Here is a 17,430-nt window from a genome sequence, read left to right as displayed (position 1 = left end):
TTTCCTTTTTCAATAAATTAGTTTGTAGCGGCAATAAGCACGTCTACACCAAGATTTTCAATCTGTTGTTTAACCGCCGCATCAATATGATCATCGGTGATCAAACAGTTAATCTGTTGCCAAGTCAGTTCCAAATTTGGCATTTTACGTCCGATTTTTTGCGATTCCACCATCACAATCACTTCACGTGAAACCTCCGCCATAACACGACTCAAACCGACCAATTCATTAAAGGTTGTCGTGCCACGCTGCAAATCAATGCCGTCCGCACCGATAAATAATTGGTCAAAATCATAGGAACGAAGCACCTGCTCCGCCACTTTGCCCTGAAATGAATCGGACGAGGCATCCCAAGTGCCGCCGGTCATTAATAAAGTCGGTTCATTCTCCAACTGGCGCAATTCAGCGGCAACGCTTAACGAATTGGTCATCACCACCAAGCCCTGTTTTTTATTCAGCTGGCTGATTAATGCGGAAGTGGTGCTACCGGTGTCGATAATAATGCGGTTGTGATCACGAATTTGGGCGGCGGCAATTTTGGCAATAGCCACTTTCTGCGGTGAAAGCGCTTCAATCTCCTCTTCCGCCAACACCTCTGCCGGCATTAACACCGCACCGCCGTAACGGCGCAGTAATAAGCCGTTTTGTTCCAATGCGGACAGATCCTTACGAATCGTAACTTCTGATGTTTCAAATTGATTGACAAGCTGTTCAACTGTCACTTCGCCTTGCTCTTCAAGGCATTTAAGAATGGCGTGACGGCGTTGTTTAGTGTTTCTTTTAGTAGCCATTATGTTTTGAATCGCTCCTTTTAAATTTCGAAGCGAAATATAGCAAAATAAAAAAACGCTGACAAATGCTATTTCGTTTTAGCAGCAAATTTCTTCACTTTTTGCAAAAGATTAAATGTAAATTTAAGAAAAATTTGTGATTTGGTTAACAGATCTTTAATTAAAAATTTAACAAGAAAGCGGTATGGTTTTATGATGTCAAATGAAGTGTCTATTTATTAAATTCGTTGGAAATAAGGAGTTCAAAATGAAATTAAATCAGGTTGCCGCTTATTATCGTAAACGTTCGCAACTTATTGTTTTAACAGGAATTCTCTTGGGGGGGGTATTAGTCTTTTGCCCTTAACGGCAAATGCGGCTGTTGACCAAGCGGCGGTATTAAAGAAAGTTGTGGAAAGCGGTAACACGGATGGATTAACTGATGAAGAAAAGACTTGGTTTACTTCTTTCTTTGGGGGCACGACGTTACACTCCGGTAGTGAGGGGATCAAAATAGGGGCGGTGTCTGTACGGGCAGGTACGATTGAAGAACCTCAGATAGGTGAGAGAAACAAGAATATTAGTACGCAAAGTAATAGCGGGATTATTTATGGGATTAATAATGACTATGCCGGTCAGGCGTATGCTTTTGGGAATGATAATACAGTGCTTAGTCCTGGCAATGGAGTAAGTATGGGGATGGGTTATCAGAACAGAGTGTACGGTAATGGTAGTGTAGGTATTGGAGTATTTAACAGAACAGTACCTACGGAACGAGAACAGACCGGGATGACATCGGCGGCAATTACAGTTGGTAAGAATAATTTAGCCAATGCGCAAAGTATTGCGATGGGGCTTGATTCTGTGGCCATGGGAGAATTGTCTATTGCGTTAGGTTCGAGAGCGGTTGCCGCCAATTCTCTGGAGGCAGCGACGGCATTTGCCGATTCGCTGTATACACCGGGGTCTTTTCATTATGCGGAATATTTACAAAAACATTTTCCTAATAAATTTGGGGTCTATGATGCTTCGCAAACAGAATACCAACGAATGGATAAAGTAGATCCTATTTTATTCAATGAGTATAAATGGTGGTTTGATTCTGTCGGTATTGCCAGCTATGAAAAATTGATTGAGCAATCCGGTGGTGGTGCCAGCGGAGAGCATACGGCTAACATCGTTATGTCAAATTTCGGTTGGAAGTATGCAATGACACAAAATAACATCATGGCACCGGTAGCGATAGGATATATAGCTAAAGCAACAGCGAATTATGCGACAGCTATCGGTCCGGGGGGCGGAAGCGACGGAAGAAGCCGCATTGGCCGGTGGATTGCTTTCACAGGCAAAAGCAAAGCAAGCTGTAGCGTTAGGTCGTGAGTCGAAGGCATTGGCTAAAGATGCGGTTGCGGTCGGCTATTGGGCAAAAGTAGCAGCTAAGGAAGGTGTAGCAGTCGGCGCATGGTCAGTAGCCTCTTCCGATTATGGCGTAGCACTGGGGATGGAATCAGAGTCCTTGCCCGAAGATGTTGTTGAGGTTGAAAAAGCACCGTACAGTGAAACAAAGCTTAGTGTCAACGGTAATGGCAAAACTGGTGCGGACAACGATATTTTACGTGGCCCAGTATCCTTTGGTAGCAAGCTCTATAATAAACAAGGCGCGCAAACAGCAACCTATATTCGTCAAGTTCAATATGTAGCCGATGGAACGCATGATACAGACGCAGTTAACCTTCGTCAATTACGAGGTGCTCTCTTTAATGGTATTAAGGCTGGTGATGGTGTAACCATTACCAAACAGGATGATTCAACAAAACCTGACTATGGCACGATAACCGTGACGGCTGCCAATACGAATACAGGTAATGCAGCTACGTATTCTTTTGAGGCAGGCGATAATGTGACTGTTAAGACCGAAGAAAAAGAGGGTGTAACGCATATCACCATTTCCGCCAAAGACACCACCTATACCCCAGGGGAGAATGTCACTATCGATAACGGTAACATTTCTGCTACTGACACGAAGTACACCGCTGGCGATAATATTACGATAGATAAAGACGGCAAAATTTCGGCAAAAGATACTACCTACACAGCCGGAGAAAATATTACTATTGATGACAACAACAAAATCTCTGCTGCTAAATATGAAGCCGGTGATAATGTTTCTATCAAGAAAAAAGAGGGAGCAGATAACACCTTTGTTATCTCCGCAACCAATAGCGGTGGCGGCACTGATTTTAACGTGAAAGGTGATGTCGGTGAAGCAACGCAAGTGAAAAGCGGTGATACTGTAAACATTACAGGCGGTGCAACCGGTTTATCTCACAACGCTAATATCGGCGTAGAAAAAGCGGATGATGGCTTGAAATTAAGATTAGCCAAAGATATTACCACCGAAAGCGTCACCTTAAGCAAAGGCGAGAACGGCAAATCCACCAAAATGGACGCCGAAAGTGTGACTGTTAATAACGGCAAACAATCGACTAAAGTCAGTGCCGAAAGTGTTAGCGTCAACAACGGCAGCCAACACACCACTGTCAATGCCGGCGGCATCAGCGTAAACAGCAACAACCAAGCGCCGGTTTCTTTAACTTCTCGTGGTTTGGATAACGGCGGCAATCGTATCAGCAACGTTGCAGACGGCGTACAACCTCACGATGCAGTCAATGTAAGCCAACTTAACCGTATGAAGAAAAAAATGGAAAAACATTCCGATGCCGGTACTGCAGCAGCGATTGCGGTCGGCAATTTACCGCACGCTATGCACAGCGGTAAATCAATGGTGGCAGTTGCCGGAGGCAGCTACGGCGGTGAATCTGCGGTGGCAATCGGGGTATCGCATACCAATGAAAAAGGCAATGTGATTTTGAAACTTTCCGGAACCAGTGACTCCAACGGTAAATATGGTGTCGGTGCCGGTGTGGGTTACGAATTCTAATTCAACCGATATTGCAATGACGTAAAACAATGGGGCGCAGATTACAACGCCCCATTTTTATGTACTTTTTATGTGATTTTATGCGATAAATTTTTTACACGAAATGAAGAGGAATTTTTGCTGAAAGCGGCAATCCGCTATAAATCCAACACAATATCCTGTTCCAACTGACAACAACAGAGCAGAATTTCATCCGGTTGCAAAAAAGCCAATGGCGGTTGGCGATAACGCACCGAACCTTGCAGCATCTTCGCCCGACAAGCACCGCAATAACCGGAGCGGCATTGATATTCGTGTGCAATCTGATGCTGTTCCAGATTTTCCAATAAAGAGATTTGATTATCGTGCAACAATGTCTGTTGCCGTTGTTTCAAATGCACCTGATAAACTTTCATTGTCTATTTTTATCCTTTTGATAATACAAGAAAAATTTAAACAGTTTCATTAAGGCGATTAAATCCGTTCTCGCAATTGGCGTAAACGGCAATAACAGATAATAGAGCCAACGGTATTTCTGCACCAAGCAACAAGTGTATTGCCACTGCTGCTCGCCACCGTTTTGGCGATAAACCGCAATGCTTTGCTCAATTTCCTGATCGGAAATCTCTTCACTGACATAAAGACTATGAATATAAAACAGCAAGTCACGCGCCTGTTGTTTATTTAAATTATGGCTGAACACTTTCGACTCAAAATCGATAAAACGCACGCCGTCTTCCAACCAACCCATATCACGAATCGCCGGTCTGCCGTGATAGAGTTTTTTTTGATGTAGATTTGCCAACGCCAACGCAGCATCGTGCAATAAACGTTGTTTAAATTCAGGGGCGATATTTCGGTCATAAATATAACGTTTGACCGACTGCCCGACATCTTCAATCACAAAATAATGCTCACGCACCAACACCAGCTTGGCAACCGCCGCCTGTTGTTGATTAAGATATTGCAATGTTTTAATTTCACGTTCCAATGCTGCTTGTGGATTAGGCTTCAACAATCGCATTGCGCCACTGGTGCGCTCCACCTGTTTTAGCCAATATTTTTTGCCCTCAAATTGAAAAGGGAAAACCCGTTCTTTCGGGTTTTCCGCGACCAACTTTTCCACATAATCAGAAAAATGCATACTCCACCAAATTACTGCTGTTCGATTTTAGGTTGATTTTTCTGTGCATTATACTGAATATCGTCCAAACACCAATCCACTAATAATTTTCCGTTCTCAAAAACGGTCTGCATCATTGAGTTTTCGGCATATTGATTTAACGGCAGATGATCGATATTGATCGTTTGATATTTTTCCCCGTTCCAGATCAAATCCAAACGCCCTTTTTTGCTCACCTTGCCTTTGTCGGTAATCGGTGCTTTATAAACATCCACCAATTTACCTTCGGTTATGACGCAACTGCATTTCATCGCAAAACGGTGTGTATCACGATTGATGCTGGTGGTGAGATTGCCTTGCAATAAAGAACCGCCGCAACCCAAAATCACATTTTCCACTGAATATTGATTATCTTTTAACGCTTTCAACAAATCCCAAGCACTGTTTTCATTAATGCCGTCGCCTTGTAGCACTTTGACATTATTCAACACCTTGTAACCTTTGCTGTTAACGGTAACACCAAAAGTGTTTTCCAAACGTTCGCAAGCAAAAAGCACATTGCTAATCGCATCGCCGCTGTCCGGTCTAAGCACGAGCGGAAATTTACGCTGTTTCACTTTTTCCGCTAATTTGCCACAGAACACCTCTTCAATGGTTTTGTAATAGTCGTAACTGTCAACCACAATGGAAATGACAGAATTTTGATAAGTGTCCAATAAATGCTCGTAAGCCTCTACTTCGCGCGCTTTTGACCACGAAGTGATGGTGCTGTGTTCCGCTGCCGGCACACTGAAACCTGCCATTTCTGCGTGGTAATATTGGCGCAACATCAATAATGCCCCAACGTTATCCGTACCTTTGAAATTCAGCAGATGTGCTGCACCGCCAAGCTGCGCACTCTCTTCACTTGATACACCGCGATAACCAAAATCGTGCAACATAAACGGCAAGGCATCCAAGCTGTCGGCAGTTTCCTGCAGGAATTTGCGACAAATGCGATGATAAGAGTTGGATAAAGTCGCAACCGTACACGGATACCAAACTTTTAACAACAAGGTTTCAAAGAAACTCACCAACCACGCACAACGAGGGTCAGTGTTCTCAACGGTAAGCAACACATTGTGATTATTCACCAAACTGCCTTCCGGCACTGCTCTGATTTTTAACGGCAAATAACCTTGATGCTGCTGCAAAATATATTGCCAATTTTCACGATCAAACGGCAAACCGTGCAAACGCATAATTTGTTCCGCTTCATCAATCATTGCTTGTGTGATCGGCTGGCAAAGGTATTTTTTCAGATAATACTGTAAACCGAAAAATTGGGTATAACCGTAACGTCCGCCACGACTTTCAATGTAGTGATGCATATAAGTCATTTGTGGTGGATATTGGCGTGAATGAGAGTATTTATATGAATCACTCATCAAAATAATATTTTTATCCATTACGATTCAGCCTCTATTTATTTGCGATCAAGCTTAATTCTGCCACTCTATCACCTGATAAAACACAATCCATTTGATAGAACTGATTGCCGTTCAAACGCATTTTTGCGGTTAAACGTTCAGTGCTGCCGGCGCTGTTAGCGGAAGTGCGTAATACACGTTTGGTGCCGGCAACCTGTTGCACTTTGGCAATACAGAGATAATTGAGTTTTGCCTCTTCGCCGGTACGAACCGCGCCGATATTTCTATCTGCTGAGTTATAACCCAATTTTTTCACCCACGCTTCAGCATTTTTCTTCGCTTTGACGGCTTGTGCATCTGCATTGGCAGCTTTGAAATCATACAATTTTGCCTTGTTAGCAACCGCAATGACTTGACCGTTTTTCAAATAGATTTTTTCTGCATTGTTGCCGCTGACATCAATATAAACAATGTTTTTACCACTGAAATACGCGGTATAAGTTTGATTAGCGGTCTGATAAATAAAACTCGGTAAACTTTTTGCACTGTCGCTGATCGCTTTTAATTCGGCATTTTCTGCCACTTTTTCTGCTACCGGCGCCGGCTTTTCTTTGCCGGGAAGTGCCAACTGGCTACACGCCGACAACACAAATGCAAACGCCACACTTAATAATAGTGATAGATTTTTGCTTTTCATCATTATGATTTCTCCATTGTTTATGATTAATCTCGACTCAAAAATAGTGCTGCCGCACCACGCACACCGCCGGAATCACCGTATTTTGCTTTACGGATTGCCGGCACAACCGCGCTGCGCATTAAATGTTGTGGCAGACGTTTCGGCAAGGCTTCATAGATATAGTCAAAGTTGGATAAGCCTCCTCCTAAGAAAATAGCATCCGGATCAAGTACGGTAATCAAATTACCAATGCTGATCGCCATTAATTCAATAAATTTCTCGACAAATTCAACTGTTTTGGCGTCATTTTGATAAAAACGTTGGATGATCTCTTTTGCCGACAATTTTTCGTGCAGTAAATCGTGATATAACAGTTCAAATCCGCGTCCGGATAAATAGGTATCTAAACAGGCGATATTGCCGCAACCACAACGGTAAATCGGGGCGTTATCCCAGCCAAGCAGTTTTAAAGCGTGATAATTTAATTGGATATGACCGACCTCTCCCGCCATTCCCACTTTGCCGGAATGCACTTTGCCGTTAAAAACCAAACCGCCACCGAAACCGGTGCCGATAATCAAGCCTAATACGGTTGAATACTGTTTGCTCTCTTCATCCCACGCTTCCGAAAGGGCAAAACAGTTGGCATCATTTTCAACGCGCACTTCACGCTGTAAACGCTGTTCCAAATCACGCACAATCGGTTGATTATCAGCAACGCGAATGTTGGTGATTTCGGCAATGCCGGTATCACGGCGCACAAAACCGGGTACGCCAATGCCGACAGTGCCTTTGCAGCCAAATTTTTGATCCGCTTTTTTCACTAGTTGCACCACCGCATTCAGCCAATCTTCATAACTGGTTTGCGGCGTATTGATGCGCTCACTGTACAGCCGCTCCAGTTGCTGATTAAATGCTGCCAATTCTATTTTTGTACCACCAATATCGATCCCATATAACATATTTATACCTACGTAAGTTGAAAAAATTACTGGAATTATAGCCTATTTTGTAATAAACCTGCTACATTCATAAAAACAACTGCAACAATAACTAAAAATCGCAACAAAAACGAACAAGAATGTATATAATGACTGCCTTTCATTTTTTGAGTTATAACAGATAAACACACCATTTCAGAAAAAATTAAAACAGCGAGGAAAATATGGCAAAAATTGAGCTTGTCGCAAAAGCAAACCTACCTACTGAATTTGGTATCTTTCAAATTATAGGTTTTGAACATCCACAAACACACAAAGAACACGTTGCCTTAGTGATGGGAGATATCGCCAACGGCAAACCGGTACTTACCAGAATTCATTCAGAATGTTTAACCGGTGATGCTTTGCATAGCTTGAAATGCGACTGCGGTTTTCAATTACAGGCAGCACTTAAGCAGATCAGCAACGAAGGAAGAGGCGTTTTAATTTACCATCGTGCCGAAGGTCGTGGCATCGGTTTAATTAATAAAATCCGTGCGTATGCCTTACAAGATCAGGGAATGGATACCATTGAAGCCAATTTGGCATTGGGCTTTAAAGAAGATGAACGTGATTTCACTGTTTGCGCGGAAATTTTTGAATTGTTGGGCGTAAAAGAGATTCGCTTATTAACCAATAATCCGCAAAAAATCGAAACAATGAAACGTGCCGGTATTAATGTGGTGGAACGTGTGCCGTTAAATGTCGGTGAAAATCGTTACAATACGGACTATTTAACCGTGAAAGAGCAGAAAATGGGGCATATGATTGTGCATTCCCACGACTGTCAGTGAGATAAAGAGCATTAATTTTTTCATATTTTTCAAATAATTAAGGTCGCCATCGTGCGACCTTTTCCTTCAAGATTCAACTCACTTTAAAGCGTTTTCTTTTAGTCAATCAATCCTTTTTCCAATAAATAATCCAACACCAAACAGCCGGCTTGTGAGCAAATAGCGCGATCTTTGCCGCTAATCCAGCGGATTTCTTCAATTTCCGCACTGGCACTCAATTCACCTTGATATTGAGCCTGATAACAACGCATAATCACCATTACGCCTTCCGCTTTGCCGTGTGCTTGAGCTTGGAATGTTTCCACCGGCTGCAAGCTGTTCGGTATCAAATCAACATTTAACTCTTCCTTAATTTCACGAATTAACGCCTGTTGATCGCTCTCTCCGGCTTCACGTTTGCCGCCCGGCAAATAATATTGATCTTTTCCGTATGAACGTGTCATTAATAGTTGACGATCTTTAATTAAAATCCAAGCTAATTTATCGATATGTTGCATATTTGCTATTCCTCCAATTTTATTTGCGTCTTTTCTTGCATCCCTATCGTTTGCTAGTATAGTGAGTTTTCTAACAATCGTAACCTTTTTATTTAATAGGATCATTATGTTGACTGTTTATGGAATAAAAAATTGTGATACCGTCAAGAAGACACTTGCCTGGTTGGCACAACATCAACTTGAAGCAACGCTGCACGATTATCGTCAGCAAGGCATTGATGCCGCTTTTTTACAACAGGTTGAAGCATTGTTCGGTTGGGAAGCGTTAATTAATAAACGCAGCACCACGTGGCGTAATTTGGATCAAGCCGTTAAAGATCAACTTAATCAGGATAATGCACTTTCTTTATTGCTTGAACAGCCAACGCTTATCAAACGCCCGATCGTGTTGGGCGATAACGTGCAGCTTATCGGCTTTAATGCTAAACAGTATGCGCAGGCTTTTGGAGTGGCGGAATGAAACAGCAAGTCATTACACTCGCACAAGATTTAATTCGTCGTCCCTCTATCAGTCCGAAAGATGAAGGTTGTCAGCAAGTCATCGCCGATCGTTTAAGCAAATTAGGCTTTAACATTGAATGGATGCCGTTCGGTAACACCTTAAATTTATGGGCGACTCACGGTGATTCCGCACCGACTATCGTTTTTGCCGGACATACCGATGTTGTCCCGACCGGTGATGAAAAACAGTGGCAATACCCGCCTTTTTCAGCGGAAATTGTCGATGATTTGCTTTATGGTCGTGGTGCCGCAGATATGAAAGGTTCGTTGGCATCAATGGTGGTGGCAGCGGAACAGTTTGTATCGCAACATCCTCAGCATAAAGGACGCATCGCTTTTTTAATTACTTCCGATGAAGAAGCGGCAGCGAAAGACGGCACGATCAAAGTGGTGCAAGCCTTAATGGCTCGCGGTGAGCAAGTCGATTACTGTTTGGTCGGTGAGCCGTCCAGCACGGCAAAATTGGGCGATATTGTCAAAAACGGTCGCCGCGGCTCCATTACCGGCAATCTTTATATTCAAGGTGTGCAAGGGCACGTTGCTTATCCTCATCTTGCCGATAATCCGATTCATAAAGCCGCCGGCTTTATTCAAGATCTGGTGAAGATCAAATGGGATAACGGCAATGACTTCTTTCCACCGACTAGTCTGCAAATTGCCAATATTCACGCCGGCACCGGCTCGAACAATGTTATTCCGGGTGAACTTTATCTGCAATTCAACTTGCGTTTTAACACCGAAACCAGTGATGAAAAGATTAAACAACGTGTTGAAAATCTCCTCAAACAGCACCAGCTGGATTACCGGATTGAATGGTGGCTATCAGGACAGCCGTTTTTAACCGCTAAAGGTAAATTGGTCGATGCGGTGGTACACGCATTGCAAAAAGTGGCGGCAATTACGCCGACATTGGAAACCAGCGGCGGTACTTCCGATGGTCGCTTTATCGCTTTAATGGGTGCCGAAGTGGTTGAGCTTGGACCTTTAAATAAAACCATACACCGTATTGATGAATGTGTAAGCTGCGAAGATTTAGCAAAATTGGCGGTTACTCATTTAGAAATATTAAACACATTATTAGGAGCGTAAATTATGTTGCCGCTTGCACTTGATTGCTTAACCGGAAAATCTCGCCAACATTTGGCGTTATTACCTTTACCCTATTCCACAGCGCATTTTTTACAGCCGCCGGTTGTAAAAGCCTTTCAAGGATTGCAACAAGCTGCGAAAAAAGCCGGTTTTAATTTACAGCCGGCAAGCTCTTTCCGCGACTTCACTCGCCAAAAATGGATTTGGGATAATAAATTCAACGGCATCAGGAAAGTACACAATGATCAGGGCGAAAACATTAATCTTTCATTGCTTAATGAATGGCAAAAATGTTTAGCCATTCTGCGTTGGTCAGCGTTGCCCGGTGCCAGTCGCCATCATTGGGGCACAGAAATTGATGTTTTTGATCCGGATCTCTTGCCTAAAGGGCAATCGCTGCAATTAGAGCCTCAAGAGTATCAACAAAACGGCTACTTTGCGCCGTTGGTTGAATTTCTACAACAACATCTGAGCGACTTTGATTTTTATCTTCCTTTTCTCGAATTACCGCAAGATAAAAAAGTCGGGGTTGAGCCTTGGCATATCAGCTATCGCCCGATTGCCGAAAAGTTACAGCCGTTACTCACCCTTGATGTGCTGTTAGAGGCGTGGAAGGATGAAACCATCGCCGGCAAAAAGATCCTCACTAAACATCTCCAAGAGATTTTCGATCAATTTATTCTTTAATCAAAAGTCAGTTCGACCCACATTGGATTGTGGTCGGACGCTTTTGTTTTTTTCGTGGTCGCAGAAACAGCTTTCAATCCTTTGACAAAAATATGATCCAACGGGAAATCATTGAAACGTAAACGATTATCCGGCGAAAAGGAGATCTCGTGTAAACCGAATTGTGCCATTTTCTGTTGTAATATCGCCGCCCGTTCCTGATTCCACGCATTAAAATCACCGGCGATAATCACCGCATCAACGCGCTGTTGTAGCTGTTGCATAATTTGTTCCAACTGCTGGCGATATGCGCTCGTTCCCCACTCAAAATTGACCATATGCACATTAATCATTAATAAAAATTTGCCGTTATCCAACGGATATACTGAAGATACACTGGTTTTAGGAATAGCTAACCAAGGCTCATCGACCGCCGCACTACAATAATATTGTGGCGAAAACGGTGAAAGTGTCGCCACGCCGGATTGCATATCGCGATAAGCAAAGCCACTGGCAAACAGCTGATTCGGCATATGTTGCAATAATTGCGGCAATTTCTGCAAAGAAGTCGCCTCTTGCAATAACATAAAATCTGTTTTTTCTTCATAATTTAGCAATAATGACTGCCATCCCTGATCTTCGCCTTTATGCACATTCCACACCAACAATTTCAATGGTTGGGTAGTTGAAATTGCTTCTGCATCCAACATTGGACGATAACAACTTAATTTGCTGTCTATTTCAACAAAGGGCTCAAAACTCTGCTTTTCATTCATTGAAATAAACTGTGTCAACGGCGGCTGATAAAGGGTTAATGATTGATATAAAAATACGATAACCGCCAATATCAACATCAGCAAAAAAACGCCACTTAATTTAATTAATTTTTTCATAAATATTGCTCACTTTTTACAATATACCCCGATTGCACACTTTACATATCGCTCACTAATTGATTTAATAGCGCGCGTTAATGACTTTTCAACAAGGCTTATTATATGGGCATTTACACATATATCTGTTTTTTATCCGCAATTTCTATTTTACTCGGTTTTGTTACCAGTAAAATCAGCGATAAAGTTCAATCTACTATTGCAATTACCGCCGCTGCGATGATCGGTTCATTGCTGCTTTTGACCTTAGGTTATCTTGGTTGGTTCCAAATTGACAGCATTGCCACTGAAGTAATGCAGGAAATTGACTTTAAAAGCTTTCTACTTAACGGAATTTTAGGTTTCTTACTGTTTGCCGGCGCATTAGGCATAAAAATTCCGGTATTGCGTGATCAAAAATGGGAAATTACGATCTTCGCACTATTTTCAACACTGGCATCCACGTTTATTGTCGGTGCATTGATCTACTTAATCGCTAATCTTATCGGCTTACCGATCGATTTTATTTACTGCTTGCTGTTCGGCGCTTTAATCTCCCCTACCGACCCGATCGCCGTATTGGCAATTATTAAAAATCTACGTGCACCGAAACGTCTATCAATGCAGGTTGAAGGCGAATCACTGTTTAATGATGGTGTCGGTTTGGTGATTTTCGTTACTATTTTTACCGTTGCTTTCAGCGGTGAACAGATGTCCGCCAGCGAAATTTTACACCTGTTCCTACACGAAGCCATCGGCGGCATTATCTTCGGTTTTGTGCTTGGTTTGGTCGCTCACCTATTAATTTCAGCCACTGATGACGGTAGCTTGGAAATCCTATTAACGTTAACCATTCCAACTGCCGGCTTTATGTTGGCAAATTTATTGGAAGTTTCCGGTGCATTGGCAATGGTGGTTTCCGGTATTATGGTCGGCAACTGGACACGTCATCGTGGCTTCTCCGAACAGAGCCAACGCTATCTTGACCACTTTTGGGAAATGATCGACCACTTCCTCAACTCACTGCTATTCTTCCTGATCGGTTTCGCACTATTGTTGATCGATTTTACTTTCCAAGGCTTTTTGATGATGTTGTTGGCAATTCCGGTCTGTTTAGCTGCACGTTATATCAGTTTATGGTTGCCGTACTCAATGTTACGTTTCTTCCGCACCTATAATCCTTATACTTTAAAAATTATGACGTGGGGTGGACTACGTGGCGGTTTGGCTTTGGCAATGGCGCTTTCCATTCCGGCGAAAGCAGTATTTGTTAATGGCACAGATGTAAAAGATATTATCCTGATTATGACTTATGCCGTTGTGGTATTCTCAATTTTGGTGCAAGGTGTAACCATTGAAAAAATGATTAAAAAATCAAAATTGGTTGATCCGAACCGCGAGGAATACCTCACTCCAAGCTCACATTTTGAACATCACTCTTCCGTACAAGAGTAAGTTTCAACTTTGCGCCAGTCAGAATTACGAGTATAATTCACCGCAATTTCGCCGCACATTATGTGCGGCATCTTTTTATCAAGAAACAGAAGACAATTATGACGACTACAATTATTACTGTTGACGGCCCGAGCGGCGTTGGTAAAGGTACTTTATGTCAAGCATTGACCCAACATTTCGGTTTTCATTTATTGGACTCCGGTGCAATTTATCGTGTTTTCGGTTTAGCGGCAGCAAAACAGCATATTGATTTCTCCGATGAACAGGCGTTAAGTGCTTTTGCCAAAAGCATAGAAATTACTTTTTCAAGTGATGAAAACGGTGTAAAAACTTTTCTAAATCAAGAAGATGTGAGTGATGCTATTCGCACACAACAGGTTGCAGATTATGCTTCCAGAACAGCCGTATATCCTTTAGTGCGTGCTGCTTTATTGCAAAAACAGCGGGATTTTGCTCAAGCTCCCGGCTTAGTGGCGGATGGTCGCGATATGGGGACAGTTGTTTTTCCGCAAGCGCAAATTAAGTTTTTTTTAGACGCTTCAGCACAAGAACGTGCAAAAAGACGTTTAAAACAGTTGCAGGAAAAGGGAATTAATGGTAATTTTGCCCAGATTTTATCCGAAATTCAGGAACGCGATTACCGAGATAGAAATCGTGCGGTTGCTCCGTTAAAACCCGCCGATGATGCAATTCTGTTAGATTCATCTTCCCTTTCTATTAATGAAGTTTTCACGTTGGCATTGCAACATATTCGTCAGCGTTGCCCTCATTTGGGATAGAATCATTTTGTGTTTATTCAAGGAAGAATAGGCGTTTATTATCAGCCCCGTTTAATAAGGAATTTAAGCGGTCGTTATTAACTTATTGAAGATTAATTTATATGTCAGAATCTTTTGCTCAACTATTTGAAGAATCACTAAAAGAACTTGAAACTCGTCAAGGTTCAATCGTTACTGGTACTGTTGTTGCGATCAACAAAGGTTTCGTTTTCGTTGATGCAGGTTTGAAATCTGAAGCGGCAATCCCTGCTGAAGAATTCCAAAATGCACAAGGTGAAATCACTGTTCAAGTTGGTGATCAAATTCAAGTTGCGTTAGACGCTGTTGAAGATGGTTTCGGTGAAACTAAACTTTCTCGTGAAAAAGCAGTTCGTCACGAATCTTGGATTGCCTTAGAAAAAGCATACGAAGATCAAGAAACTGTTGTTGGTTTAATCAACGGTAAAGTGAAAGGTGGTTTCACTGTTGAGTTGAATGGTGTTCGTGCATTCTTACCTGGTTCATTAGTGGATACTCGCCCTGTACGCGATACTCTTCACTTAGAAGGTAAAGAATTAGAATTTAAAGTTATCAAATTAGACCAAAAACGTAACAATGTTGTTGTTTCTCGTCGTGCCGTTATCGAATCTGAAAACAGCCAAGAACGTGATCAATTACTTGAAACCTTACAAGAAGGCGCTGAAGTTAAAGGTATCGTTAAGAACTTAACTGACTACGGTGCATTCGTTGATTTAGGTGGTGTTGATGGTTTATTACACATCACTGATATGGCTTGGAAACGTGTTAAACATCCGGGCGAAATCGTAAATGTCGGTGATGAAGTGACTGTTAAAGTATTGAAATTTGACCGTGATCGCACTCGTGTTTCATTAGGCTTAAAACAATTAGGTCAAGATCCTTGGGCGGCTATCGCTGAAAATTATCCTGTAAACAGCAAATTAACAGGTAAAGTAACCAACTTAACCGACTACGGTTGCTTCGTTGAAATTTTAGACGGTATCGAAGGTCTTGTTCACGTTTCTGAAATGGATTGGACCAACAAAAATATCCACCCATCTAAAGTTGTCAGCGTAGGTGATGAAGTTGAAGTGATGGTATTGGAAATCGATGAAGAACGTCGTCGTATTTCTTTAGGTTTGAAACAATGCAAACCAAATCCATGGCAACAATTTGCTGATACTCACAACAAAGGTGACAAAGTATCAGGTAAAATCAAATCAATCACTGACTTCGGTATCTTTATCGGTTTAGAAGGCGGTATCGATGGTTTAGTTCACTTATCAGATATTTCTTGGAATGTTCCTGGCGAAGAAGCTGTTCGTAACTACAAGAAAGGTGATGAAGTTGAAGCTATCGTATTACAAGTCGATGCAGCGAAAGAACGTATTTCTTTAGGTATCAAACAACTTGAAGAAGATCCGTTCAATAATTTCGTTTCTATCAACAAAAAAGGCAGCGTAGTAAGTGCTAAAGTTGTTGATGTTGACGCGAAAGGTGCCAAAGTTGAGTTGGATAACGGTGTTGAAGGTTATATCCGTACCGCTGATCTTAACGGCGAAGTGAATGTTGGTGACGTTGTTGAAGCGAAATACACCGGTGTAGATCGTAAAGCACGTATCGTTCACTTATCAATCCGTGCAAAAGATGAAGCTGAAGAAGCTGCAGCATTAGCAAGCGTAAATAACAAACAAGAAGAAGTTGTTATTCCTAACGCAATGGCTGAAGCATTCAAAGCAGCAAAAGGTGAATAATCTCCCTTATCACTTTGCTTAATTGCAATAAATCCGATATGTTTCGGCATATCGGATTTTCTACCTAAAACAGAAGGATACTCATATGACAAAATCAGAATTGATTGAAAAGTTGATAAATCGTCATCCTACTATGTCGATTAAACATATTGAATTTTCTGTTAAAGAAATTATTGAACATCTCTCTCTTACCTTAGAAAAGGGTGATCGTATTGAAATCCGCCGTTTCGGTAGTTTTGCATTACGCTATCGTCAACCTCGTACAGGTCGTAACCCTAAAACCGGTACACAAGTCAGTCTTGAAGCGAAATCCGTTCCGCATTTCAAAGCCGGAAAAGAACTTCGTGAACGTGTTGATAACATTTAGTTGAATAATATGATCAAACCAGTTTAACGTTGCTAATCCATTCCTGTTTTATTAGCAACGTTGCTTTTCTCCTATTATCATTTCACCATTTTATGAGCCGACCTAAACATAGTTTACCCAGACCGCCTTGGTCGTCACATTCACTCTGGAAACCTACGCCTTCCGCCTTTGCGGTATTGGTTATTTCGCTCCTCACTTTCGGTGTTGGCGATGGTTTTTTAGTTCTATCTCAACTCGGCTCCACACCTTGGACAGTATTAGCACAAGGTCTTTCCCTTAAAACAGAAACCAATATCGGCATTATTAGTTTTATTATCAGTGTGATCGTAATGTTGACTTGGATACCTTTTCGACAAAAACCGGGCTTAGGCACAGTGCTGAATATCAGCTTGATCGCACTTTCTCTTGGCTTGACCGTTACTTTTATTCCGGCTCCGCAAACCTTTATCGGTCAGCTTATGTTTATGCTCATCGGTGTGATTATCGGCGGCATCACCTCCGCATTCTATCTTACCTGCCATATGGGCGCAGGCCCTCGTGACGGTTTAATGGTCGGTCTTTATCAAACGACAGGTTTCAAAATCGGGACGATCAGAACCTTAATCGAAGGTAGTGTCTGTTTTGTCGGCTGGCTATTGGGAGGTGTTGTCGGTCTAGGCACATTAGTTTTTGCCTTATCTATCGGGTGGGTATTACAAACCACGCTCGGATTGATTATCAAAAAATTTAATAGCCGATAAAAGATACAATTATATTTATCAAAACAGTGCATTCAAGG

The 17,430-nt window shown here is 42.1% G+C and carries 19 protein-coding genes; 11 read left to right on the top strand and 8 right to left on the bottom strand.

All coding sequences use genetic code 11. From position 1 onward, the window contains the following. Nucleotides 1-17 precede the first annotated feature (17 nt). Complete coding sequence (locus A3EO_RS0108670; RefSeq protein WP_018346837.1) at nt 18-791, bottom strand: DeoR/GlpR family DNA-binding transcription regulator; 774 nt, start codon at nt 789-791, stop codon at nt 18-20. 336 nt (nt 792-1,127) lie between these two features. Between A3EO_RS0108670 and A3EO_RS0108660 the strand changes: the two genes are divergently transcribed. Together A3EO_RS0108660 and A3EO_RS0108655 are read left to right on the top strand one after the other, a co-directional pair. Next, nucleotides 1,128-2,150 carry a hypothetical protein gene (locus A3EO_RS0108660; protein WP_018346835.1) on the top strand — a complete coding sequence of 341 codons (1,023 nt, stop codon included), beginning with the start codon at nt 1,128-1,130 and terminating at the stop codon, nt 2,148-2,150. Next, nucleotides 2,044-3,711, top strand: coding sequence for a YadA-like family protein (locus A3EO_RS0108655; RefSeq protein ID WP_080638287.1), 1,668 nt, complete (start codon nt 2,044-2,046; stop codon nt 3,709-3,711). The genes A3EO_RS0108660 and A3EO_RS0108655 overlap by 107 nt, the downstream gene beginning before the upstream one ends. 137 nt (nt 3,712-3,848) lie before the next feature. Here A3EO_RS0108655 and yfaE read toward each other — a convergent pair whose 3' ends face one another. The 5 genes from yfaE to nagK are packed head-to-tail and all read right to left on the bottom strand — an operon-like array spanning nt 3,849 to nt 7,863. After that, nucleotides 3,849-4,106: a class I ribonucleotide reductase maintenance protein YfaE gene (gene yfaE / locus A3EO_RS0108650; protein WP_013745525.1), complete on the bottom strand. Its 258-nt coding sequence runs from the start codon at nt 4,104-4,106 to the stop codon at nt 3,849-3,851. Next, nucleotides 4,103-4,834, bottom strand: coding sequence for a BUD32 family EKC/KEOPS complex subunit (locus A3EO_RS0108645; protein WP_018346833.1), 732 nt, complete (start codon nt 4,832-4,834; stop codon nt 4,103-4,105). Before A3EO_RS0108645 ends, yfaE begins: the two co-directional genes overlap by 4 nt. Before the next feature lie 11 nt (nt 4,835-4,845). After that, on the bottom strand, nt 4,846-6,261 hold the full coding sequence (locus A3EO_RS0108640) for a nicotinate phosphoribosyltransferase (protein WP_018346832.1): 1,416 nt from the start codon (nt 6,259-6,261) through the stop codon (nt 4,846-4,848). Between the two features lie 13 nt (nt 6,262-6,274). Then, nucleotides 6,275-6,922, bottom strand: a complete 648-nt coding sequence (locus A3EO_RS0108635; protein WP_018346831.1) for a hypothetical protein — start codon at nt 6,920-6,922, stop codon at nt 6,275-6,277. 23 nt (nt 6,923-6,945) lie between these two features. Further along, nucleotides 6,946-7,863 carry an N-acetylglucosamine kinase gene (nagK, locus tag A3EO_RS0108630; protein WP_018346830.1) on the bottom strand — a complete coding sequence of 306 codons (918 nt, stop codon included), beginning with the start codon at nt 7,861-7,863 and terminating at the stop codon, nt 6,946-6,948. Between the two features lie 203 nt (nt 7,864-8,066). On the opposite strand from nagK, the gene ribA reads away from it, so the two are divergent. After that, a complete protein-coding gene (gene ribA / locus A3EO_RS12845) occupies nt 8,067-8,675 on the top strand; it encodes a GTP cyclohydrolase II (RefSeq protein WP_039152260.1) in 609 nt (202 codons plus the stop codon). Between the two features lie 98 nt (nt 8,676-8,773). Here ribA and A3EO_RS0108620 read toward each other — a convergent pair whose 3' ends face one another. Then, the gene (locus tag A3EO_RS0108620; RefSeq protein ID WP_018346829.1) at nt 8,774-9,172 is read right to left on the bottom strand and encodes an NUDIX hydrolase; all 399 of its coding nucleotides are present in this window, start codon (nt 9,170-9,172) and stop codon (nt 8,774-8,776) included. A gap of 106 nt (nt 9,173-9,278) precedes the next feature. Between A3EO_RS0108620 and A3EO_RS0108615 the strand changes: the two genes are divergently transcribed. Genes A3EO_RS0108615 through A3EO_RS0108605 form a run of 3 tightly spaced genes read left to right on the top strand, consistent with a single transcriptional unit; the run spans nt 9,279 to nt 11,449 of the window. Further along, nucleotides 9,279-9,632 (top strand): ArsC family reductase, encoded by a 354-nt coding sequence (locus A3EO_RS0108615; RefSeq protein ID WP_018346828.1) that lies wholly within the window; start codon nt 9,279-9,281, stop codon nt 9,630-9,632. After that, nucleotides 9,629-10,762, top strand: a complete 1,134-nt coding sequence (dapE, locus tag A3EO_RS0108610; RefSeq protein WP_018346827.1) for a succinyl-diaminopimelate desuccinylase — start codon at nt 9,629-9,631, stop codon at nt 10,760-10,762. The genes A3EO_RS0108615 and dapE overlap by 4 nt, the downstream gene beginning before the upstream one ends. A 6-nt stretch (nt 10,763-10,768) precedes the next feature. After that, nucleotides 10,769-11,449 (top strand): M15 family metallopeptidase, encoded by a 681-nt coding sequence (locus A3EO_RS0108605; protein ID WP_026211073.1) that lies wholly within the window; start codon nt 10,769-10,771, stop codon nt 11,447-11,449. Here the strand turns inward: A3EO_RS0108605 and A3EO_RS0108600 are convergent. After that, the gene (locus A3EO_RS0108600) at nt 11,446-12,321 is read right to left on the bottom strand and encodes an endonuclease/exonuclease/phosphatase family protein (RefSeq protein WP_018346826.1); all 876 of its coding nucleotides are present in this window, start codon (nt 12,319-12,321) and stop codon (nt 11,446-11,448) included. The two genes, A3EO_RS0108605 and A3EO_RS0108600, sit on opposite strands and share 4 nt — an antisense overlap. Nucleotides 12,322-12,426: 105 nt before the next feature. Here A3EO_RS0108600 and A3EO_RS0108595 point away from each other — a divergent pair, with 105 nt between their 5' ends. The 5 genes from A3EO_RS0108595 (at nt 12,427) to yczE (ending at nt 17,392) form a co-directional block, all read left to right on the top strand. Continuing rightward, nucleotides 12,427-13,755, top strand: a complete 1,329-nt coding sequence (locus A3EO_RS0108595) for a cation:proton antiporter (RefSeq protein ID WP_018346825.1) — start codon at nt 12,427-12,429, stop codon at nt 13,753-13,755. 95 nt (nt 13,756-13,850) lie between these two features. Further along, nucleotides 13,851-14,534, top strand: coding sequence for a (d)CMP kinase (gene cmk / locus A3EO_RS0108590; RefSeq protein ID WP_407919719.1), 684 nt, complete (start codon nt 13,851-13,853; stop codon nt 14,532-14,534). Nucleotides 14,535-14,635: 101 nt separating this feature from the next. Continuing rightward, complete coding sequence (gene rpsA, locus A3EO_RS0108585) at nt 14,636-16,285, top strand: 30S ribosomal protein S1 (protein ID WP_018346823.1); 1,650 nt, start codon at nt 14,636-14,638, stop codon at nt 16,283-16,285. Between the two features lie 55 nt (nt 16,286-16,340). Beyond that, nucleotides 16,341-16,652, top strand: a complete 312-nt coding sequence (locus A3EO_RS0108580) for an integration host factor subunit beta (RefSeq protein WP_158305803.1) — start codon at nt 16,341-16,343, stop codon at nt 16,650-16,652. A 92-nt stretch (nt 16,653-16,744) separates the two neighbouring features. Next, the gene (gene yczE / locus A3EO_RS0108575) at nt 16,745-17,392 is read left to right on the top strand and encodes a membrane protein YczE (RefSeq protein ID WP_018346822.1); all 648 of its coding nucleotides are present in this window, start codon (nt 16,745-16,747) and stop codon (nt 17,390-17,392) included. Nucleotides 17,393-17,430: the final 38 nt, after the last annotated feature.

The organism is Gallibacterium anatis DSM 16844 = F 149 (assembly GCF_000379785.1).
Classification (GTDB): domain Bacteria; phylum Pseudomonadota; class Gammaproteobacteria; order Enterobacterales; family Pasteurellaceae; genus Gallibacterium; species Gallibacterium anatis.
Note: the sequence above shows the minus strand (reverse complement) of the source record. Positions and strands in the feature narration are given on the sequence as shown.

What these genes read in the sequence shown, in the direction of transcription:
- A3EO_RS0108655 (WP_080638287.1), top strand. Translation starts at nt 2,044, where the DNA reads ATGCGACAGCTATCGGTCCGGGGGGCGGAAGCGACGGAAGAAGCCGCA.
- A3EO_RS0108620 (WP_018346829.1), bottom strand. Translation starts at nt 9,172, where the DNA reads ATGCAACATATCGATAAATTAGCTTGGATTTTAATTAAAGATCGTCAA.
- A3EO_RS0108615 (WP_018346828.1), top strand. Translation starts at nt 9,279, where the DNA reads ATGTTGACTGTTTATGGAATAAAAAATTGTGATACCGTCAAGAAGACA.
- dapE (WP_018346827.1), top strand. Translation starts at nt 9,629, where the DNA reads ATGAAACAGCAAGTCATTACACTCGCACAAGATTTAATTCGTCGTCCC.
- yczE (WP_018346822.1), top strand. Translation starts at nt 16,745, where the DNA reads ATGAGCCGACCTAAACATAGTTTACCCAGACCGCCTTGGTCGTCACAT.
- A3EO_RS0108635 (WP_018346831.1), bottom strand. Translation starts at nt 6,922, where the DNA reads ATGATGAAAAGCAAAAATCTATCACTATTATTAAGTGTGGCGTTTGCA.
- A3EO_RS0108600 (WP_018346826.1), bottom strand. Translation starts at nt 12,321, where the DNA reads ATGAAAAAATTAATTAAATTAAGTGGCGTTTTTTTGCTGATGTTGATA.
- yfaE (WP_013745525.1), bottom strand. Translation starts at nt 4,106, where the DNA reads ATGAAAGTTTATCAGGTGCATTTGAAACAACGGCAACAGACATTGTTG.
- A3EO_RS0108595 (WP_018346825.1), top strand. Translation starts at nt 12,427, where the DNA reads ATGGGCATTTACACATATATCTGTTTTTTATCCGCAATTTCTATTTTA.
- ribA (WP_039152260.1), top strand. Translation starts at nt 8,067, where the DNA reads ATGGCAAAAATTGAGCTTGTCGCAAAAGCAAACCTACCTACTGAATTT.
- A3EO_RS0108640 (WP_018346832.1), bottom strand. Translation starts at nt 6,261, where the DNA reads ATGGATAAAAATATTATTTTGATGAGTGATTCATATAAATACTCTCAT.
- rpsA (WP_018346823.1), top strand. Translation starts at nt 14,636, where the DNA reads ATGTCAGAATCTTTTGCTCAACTATTTGAAGAATCACTAAAAGAACTT.
- A3EO_RS0108670 (WP_018346837.1), bottom strand. Translation starts at nt 791, where the DNA reads ATGGCTACTAAAAGAAACACTAAACAACGCCGTCACGCCATTCTTAAA.
- A3EO_RS0108645 (WP_018346833.1), bottom strand. Translation starts at nt 4,834, where the DNA reads ATGCATTTTTCTGATTATGTGGAAAAGTTGGTCGCGGAAAACCCGAAA.
- nagK (WP_018346830.1), bottom strand. Translation starts at nt 7,863, where the DNA reads ATGTTATATGGGATCGATATTGGTGGTACAAAAATAGAATTGGCAGCA.